Source organism: Furfurilactobacillus siliginis, assembly GCF_001437435.1.
In the GTDB taxonomy this organism is placed as follows: Bacteria; Bacillota; Bacilli; order Lactobacillales; family Lactobacillaceae; genus Furfurilactobacillus; species Furfurilactobacillus siliginis.
Map to the genome: position 1 here is coordinate 1 of NZ_JQCB01000028.1, position 6,091 is coordinate 6,091.

General features: G+C 41.9%; 5 protein-coding genes and 1 riboswitch. Of the genes, 3 read left to right on the forward strand and 2 right to left on the reverse strand.

Annotated features, from left to right (window positions below; all coding sequences use genetic code 11):
- Nucleotides 1-128: 128 nt before the first annotated feature.
- Complete coding sequence (locus IV55_RS09940) at nt 129-782, forward strand: MIP/aquaporin family protein (protein WP_057811753.1); 654 nt, start codon at nt 129-131, stop codon at nt 780-782.
- Between the two features lie 374 nt (nt 783-1,156).
- Here the strand turns inward: IV55_RS09940 and IV55_RS09945 are convergent, their stop codons facing one another.
- Nucleotides 1,157-2,077 carry a linear amide C-N hydrolase gene (locus tag IV55_RS09945; protein ID WP_057811754.1) on the reverse strand — a complete coding sequence of 307 codons (921 nt, stop codon included), beginning with the start codon at nt 2,075-2,077 and terminating at the stop codon, nt 1,157-1,159.
- Nucleotides 2,078-2,345: 268 nt separating this feature from the next.
- Complete coding sequence (locus IV55_RS09950; RefSeq protein WP_057811755.1) at nt 2,346-2,528, reverse strand: hypothetical protein; 183 nt, start codon at nt 2,526-2,528, stop codon at nt 2,346-2,348.
- Between the two features lie 201 nt (nt 2,529-2,729).
- On the opposite strand from IV55_RS09950, the gene IV55_RS09955 reads away from it, so the two are divergent.
- Nucleotides 2,730-3,878: a serine hydrolase domain-containing protein gene (locus IV55_RS09955; RefSeq protein ID WP_057811756.1), complete on the forward strand. Its 1,149-nt coding sequence runs from the start codon at nt 2,730-2,732 to the stop codon at nt 3,876-3,878.
- Between the two features lie 131 nt (nt 3,879-4,009).
- Nucleotides 4,010-5,803, forward strand: coding sequence for a glycerophosphoryl diester phosphodiesterase membrane domain-containing protein (locus tag IV55_RS09960; protein ID WP_057811757.1), 1,794 nt, complete (start codon nt 4,010-4,012; stop codon nt 5,801-5,803).
- Between the two features lie 112 nt (nt 5,804-5,915).
- Nucleotides 5,916-6,013: riboswitch (purine riboswitch) on the forward strand.
- Nucleotides 6,014-6,091 lie beyond the last annotated feature (78 nt).

Sequence of the window (6,091 nt, forward strand, 5' to 3'; positions counted from 1 at the left end):
AAAGGAAGCTGATCTTTTTTGTCCGAACAGCGTTCGGATTAATTTTACAATCTACCAGGTAATTAAATATAGTATGATATTTAATTGTACTAAAGGTATATCAATTATTTTTCCTGGAGGAAATTAACATGAGAAAGTATTTTGCTGAATTTATCGGTACTTTCGTACTTGTTTTCATCGGTACTGGTACCGTTACGATTGCTAAGGGTGGTACATTAGCAATCGGCTTAGCCTTTGGCTTGGCTGTTACATTGATGGCTTACGCTGTTGGCGGTGTATCTGGTGGTAACTTTAACTCAGCTGTTTCAGTTGCAATGATGATCAACCGGCGGCTATCTGTGAAAGATGGACTCTTTTACATTGTTTCACAGTTCTTAGGTGCAACTGCTGCATCTGCTGTCCTTGGCTTCTTCAAGAACGCATTAGACTTACCAAAGAGTGTTGGGTTTGGTCAAACTGACTTCCCTAAGATTTCTGCTGGTGCAGCCTTTACGTTTGAAGCATTGATTACGTTCTTGTTTGTCTTTGTAATCTTGATGGTTACAAGCGACAAGTTCGGTAACGCAACGATGGCACCTGTTGCAATTGGTTTGGCACTTGGTTTCTTAATCATTATTGCGCTAAACTTAACTGGTGGTTCATTGAACCCTGCACGTAGTTTTGGACCAGCCATCTTTGCTGGCGGTTCAGCACTTGCCCATTACTGGGTTTACCTGTTAGCACCTGTTGTTGGTGCTGCTGTGGCCGCTTTTGTTGGTCGTTGGATGGGTAGCGAAGATTAATTAAATCGTTAATAAAAGTCGCGGGTGACCGCGGCTTTTTTTGTGCGTTAATTTGGATAGCGAATTCGTAGATTAGACGATGGCACATGGGGGTCTAGCAGACAGTGATATGGTGAATCTTTTGAAAGTGACAGAGATCCGTTAGCGTCGACAGAGGCTTTGGCTTACGGTGTTCCTAGTGTTGTTTATAATGTACATTGTGCCCTGTGAATTGATTGCAGATGGCGAGAATGGAGACCTTGTTGCTGCTGGGGAATGTAAATGGTCTAACCCATGTTTCCACTATTTAAGCTCGTAAATCAAAAAACGTGTTTGGAACAAGATGATTTATGTCCCGAACACGTTATTTTTTTTATGCTGAGATTTGTGATACGTCATGTAAATGGATAGGCAACAACGTGTGCAGAATTATTTTTAACTAGATCTGATAATTTTAGTTGATGCTGTTCTAATGTGCGCATGGATTTAAAAGTAAGCGTCTGTGTTGTGAGGTCCATGACGATTTCATAATGGGTGTAATCCAGATTGTGCCGCTGTAACCGCTGCGCAGTTCTAGGAATGGCAACATCGTCCAATAGCGCGAGTAATTGATCTTTTGGTGATGCGCTTGTCGATAACTGTGCTAAATGAACAGCAGCACGTTGAAACCGACTAGTGGGCAAGTTTCCACTGGGCAAGGCACCTGTGTAACTGGCTAAAGTAGCAGTGTTCAGCTGCGTCGCCTTTACTAAGTCAGCCAGACGCTTCAAGTGGGCTAGATAGTTAGGCGTGTTGGTTAACACGGGAATGGATATTGGTTGCAAGGTTAATGTTTCGTTTTGTGGTTCTAAAATTGCTGTTATACCGGTCTTGTCTGCCAGTATCCAGTGAAATGGACGCCAGTTTGACTCACTGTACCACCGTTTCGCAACGATATTAATCGTCGGTAGCGCGTTGGCGACTTCGGCCACTGTTTGAAACTGTAATGCCCAGTAAATGAAGTCTTGAGGTGTTAGGTTAGTTTTATCAACAAGTTCTTCTGCCGCGTAGTGAGCTTCAATGGGAAAGTAGAGTTCAGCACAACTTAGACCCGCGGTATTCATACCGTCGCCTAGAAGATAGTGGTTCCCGGGTGTCCACCGGCCACCGCCAATGATTGAGAATGGTAATTTTTGACCGACTGCTGTTGTGGAAGGTTGCCACATAAAACCTGCGGGAAAGTACACGGGGCGCCAGGCCGTTGTAGTTGGTAAGTCCATAGTGCGGGCAAAATAGACATGTTGATTAGCTGATTTAAAAGTTACGGCTGTACACATAGACGACCCTCCTGTTTAACTTCAATATACCACGGGATGTTTCACGTGAAACTACTGTGGATTTAAAAATAGTTTGAAACATTAAGTAATAATCGTTCACTTGAGAGTTGGCATAACTTTCGGGGTAAAAAGCAAATTACGTGTACAGACTGTTTGGTCTACAACCGACTCTAAATTAAAAAAAAGTGGGGTAAAAGTCGTTGTCCAAGACCACGACTTTTGCCCCACGTACTATTTTTTGAAAATTTATAGATATTGTTAAAGGCCGTTAAGCGCGACCAAAAAAGGTAAAGCCACCGATGACTAGAAAGAGCAGTACTAGCCAAAATGCGATATGGATAAAGAAGGTGAAGGCAGTGATGACGACAATCGCCCCAAGAATCCAGAATACTGCTTTACCGATGAACCGCCCAAAAATTAGAAGTAAGGCGAGTCCAATTAATAGTCCCATTGTATGGAACCTCCTTGTTAAATGTTGCGGTTGTAATACGTAAACCGTGACCATATTCTAGCACCTTGGCAAAGGAATGGAAGTATCGAAAGCATAAACTTTTGTTAAGCAAGTTAGCTAGGGATGCTTGGTGTGAAGAAGATGCGATTATTGCTATAATAGCGACATTGAGTTTAAAAATTACCGTTATTGGGGAAGCTAATGTCTAGAAAAGTTCGGTTAATCATCGTTACGATTTTAATCTTGTTAGGGAGCGTTATCGCGTGGGGCACTTTGTATCATGAGGTGCGGCGAACAACACGATCGGTTCGTGTGCCGGCAAAACATAATAATCAGAATAAGCCAAAGCAGTGGCGTGCTGCAAAGCTGCCAGTCGCCACAGATAATGCGCTGGGTGATAATTTAGATCGACGTGTTAAAGATATGCATTTCGTTGGTTCAATGTTAGTTGTGCGACAAGGAAAAGTTGTGTTTGAACGACAATATGGGCAAGAAAATGCAGCTTTGCATCAGAATAATGCCTCGGCCAGTGCTTATGCAATTTGTTCAATTCAAAAGATTGCGACTGGTGCATTGGTTATGCAACAAGTCGAACAACATAAACTTTCACTCTCTGACCATATCAGTAAATTTTATCCCGAATTGCCACATGCCAATGACATTACCATTCGGCAGATGTTAGATATGACCTCCGGGCTGAAGATGGACGGCCCAGTGGGTCCAACCACCCCACAGACGGATGATCAAATCGTTGATTATGATTTACATCATGTTCAGTTTGACCAGGCTTTATACAATAACTGGCAGTACGCGCAGGTCAATTACAATATTTTAACGGGTGTCTTAAAGAAGTTGAGTGGTAAAACATACGAACAATTATTTAATCAGCAGATTATTCGGCGTTTCAATCTTCAGCAAACAGTATTCATGCCGTCTAATGATGCACATGTCGCCGTGGCTTACGGCGCTGATGCCAATAATGAAGTAGATTATACAAAGGCAATCGTCACCCCTGATGCCTTATGGCATGATGAGGTCGGCACAGGTCGAATTGCGGCTTCAGCTCGTGATTTATACGTGATGATTAGTGACATCATGAAAGGGAAATTAATCTCGCCTGAATCGGTTAAACAACTATATCAAGCTGGCAGTCGAAGTACGTATGGTGGCGGAACGTATAACCTTTATGATGCCGCCGTTAACCATGGATTGGGTTATGGGTATCAAGGAATGTCATGTGTTTCTAACGATGGTCAAAATGCCGTCATTATGTTGAGTAACAGTTATCGAAGCCAATATAGTTTCAAACCATTTTCTGAACAGTTATTTCTGGAACTTTTTAAAAAGTAGTTAATCACGTGAACCTGTGACGTCAGTAATGATGTTTGCAGGTTCATTTCTATTTTTCAAACAATTTAGTTATGAGTATACGATTAAAAACGTTATTATAAAGCTAACTTATCAATGGTGGGGGAATCGGTATGGTAGGAACGAAACGAACAAGTCTGTGGCGCTTTTTACGGGCATTCTGGTATTTTTTTAAACATTATTCATTTACGGCAATTATTGTCTATGCTTTTTTGATCCCAATTTTTTCCTGGTTAGGGGCCGCAATTTTACGGTGGGGAAATATTCCGTATCTGTCTTACACGAACTTTGTGAGCGTTGCGAAAACACACCCGTGGGCGATGCTCGGTCTTGTTGGACTATTGGTTGTGATGCTGATTGCGATTTATCTGCAGTTTGCCTATCTATTTTTGATGGTAGCCTATCGTCGGGCCAACCAACGTCCTACCATTCGACAATTACTCCAAGAGCTAGCGCAGCGGTTACCACGTTTATCGATTGGTGCGTTTGGTTTTTACTTACTGTATTTCATTCTCATCGTGCCTTTTGGCGGTAGTTTTATCAGTACGCCGTTGCTCGCTAAAGTACAGATTCCTGAATTCATTATCGAATTCATCACCACTAAGCCCTTACTACTTGGGTTACTTGCATTGGTTTATGTGGTCGCCTTTTACTTTGGTTTACGGTTGCTGTTGGTGATCCCCATCATTTTATTTGAAAGAAAGAATGTACGTGAGGCGGTAGCAGAGTCGTGGCGACGTACATGGGGGCGTTTTTGGTGGATTAGCCTACGTATTGTTCGGATTATCATCAGTGTTGCACTGCTGTATGGTGTCATGTTGATGGGATTTTATATTGGTCAATATTTATTTGACGAATATGCGCATAATTGGTCACTGACGGCTGCTATCGTTAACTTTAATTTATTAACATTAGTGAATTACACGATTCAGATTCTTGCGACGGTTTGGATATTAGATCTCAGTATTCAAGTTATGCAATCTTATGATCAGCATGCACTGGAAGATTTACCTGTTCAGCCGCAACAAAAGGCCGCACGGTGGTGGAAAATTAGCGTACCCGTTGCAGTCGTAGTTGTCGGACTCGTTTTTGCAGGGTACGGGTATACGTACTTCTCCGGTCTCTTGGTGGTTAACCCTAAGACACTGTCTCACAGAGGGGTAGACAATGGTAACGGGGTCCAAAATACAATTCAAGCTTTGTCACGAACGCATCAGCAGCGACCGAATTATGTAGAAATGGATATTCAGGAGACCCGTGATCATAAATTTGTGGTGATGCATGATCCTAATTTAGAGACGCTTGCCGGACAGGACCGTGTGGTTGATAAGCAAACATTAGCTAGTATGACCAATACGACGATCCATGAAAATGGACATCAAACAAAAATTGATTCTTTTGACGCTTATCTAGCTGCAGCACAAAAGATGAATCAACATTTACTAGTAGAGATTAAATATAACCCTGGTCAAGACCGGCGTGCGTTGGTGAATCGCTTTATTAATCGCTATGCAGATACGCTATTAACACATCATGACATCATTCATTCTTTGGATTATGGGGTGGTTGAACAGTTGAAGACACAACGACCGGCGCTAAAGGTTGGCTACATTTTGCCATATAACTTTGTCGGCTTGCCACAAACAAAGGCAAACTTCTACACGATGGAATATTCGACGTTGAATGAGCGCTTTGTCAACGAAGCGCATCGTGCACGAAAGCAAGTGTTTGCATGGACGGTCAATGATTCAGAAAATATGGATCAAATGATGAACCTTGATGTTGATGGCATTATTACCGATCAATTAACAACGTTGAACGGGCAAATTAAACAGCAAAAAGATAATCATGATTACGCAGAGTCATTGCTGAAATACGGGTTACAATCAGTAAAAGAATTACAGTAAGCGTATTTCCTGGGAAATAGTTAGCGAGTGAAATAGCATTGCATTCAAACCGTGGCTACTTGCTCAAATTAGTTGCAGGTTATTCTTGCCTGTGGTAATCTTTGAAACACAAGTTAATAAAAGTTGAAAAGCTTATATAGGGCCATAATATGGATGGCTGTCTCTACCCGAACCCGTAAAGTTTGGACTATAAGCAAAATTAGCCGTCATATTGAGGAGCTTCTTTTGCGTATTTGGTAGATTGTAAAATTAATCCGAACGCTGTTCGGACAAAAAAGATCAGCTTCC

Bases quoted from the DNA above. Each gene is read 5' to 3' on its own strand.
- IV55_RS09950 (WP_057811755.1), bottom strand. From the start codon at position 2,528: ATGGGACTATTAATTGGACTCGCCTTACTTCTAATTTTTGGGCGGTTC.
- IV55_RS09940 (WP_057811753.1), top strand. From the start codon at position 129: ATGAGAAAGTATTTTGCTGAATTTATCGGTACTTTCGTACTTGTTTTC.
- IV55_RS09955 (WP_057811756.1), top strand. From the start codon at position 2,730: ATGTCTAGAAAAGTTCGGTTAATCATCGTTACGATTTTAATCTTGTTA.
- IV55_RS09945 (WP_057811754.1), bottom strand. From the start codon at position 2,077: ATGTGTACAGCCGTAACTTTTAAATCAGCTAATCAACATGTCTATTTT.
- IV55_RS09960 (WP_057811757.1), top strand. From the start codon at position 4,010: ATGGTAGGAACGAAACGAACAAGTCTGTGGCGCTTTTTACGGGCATTC.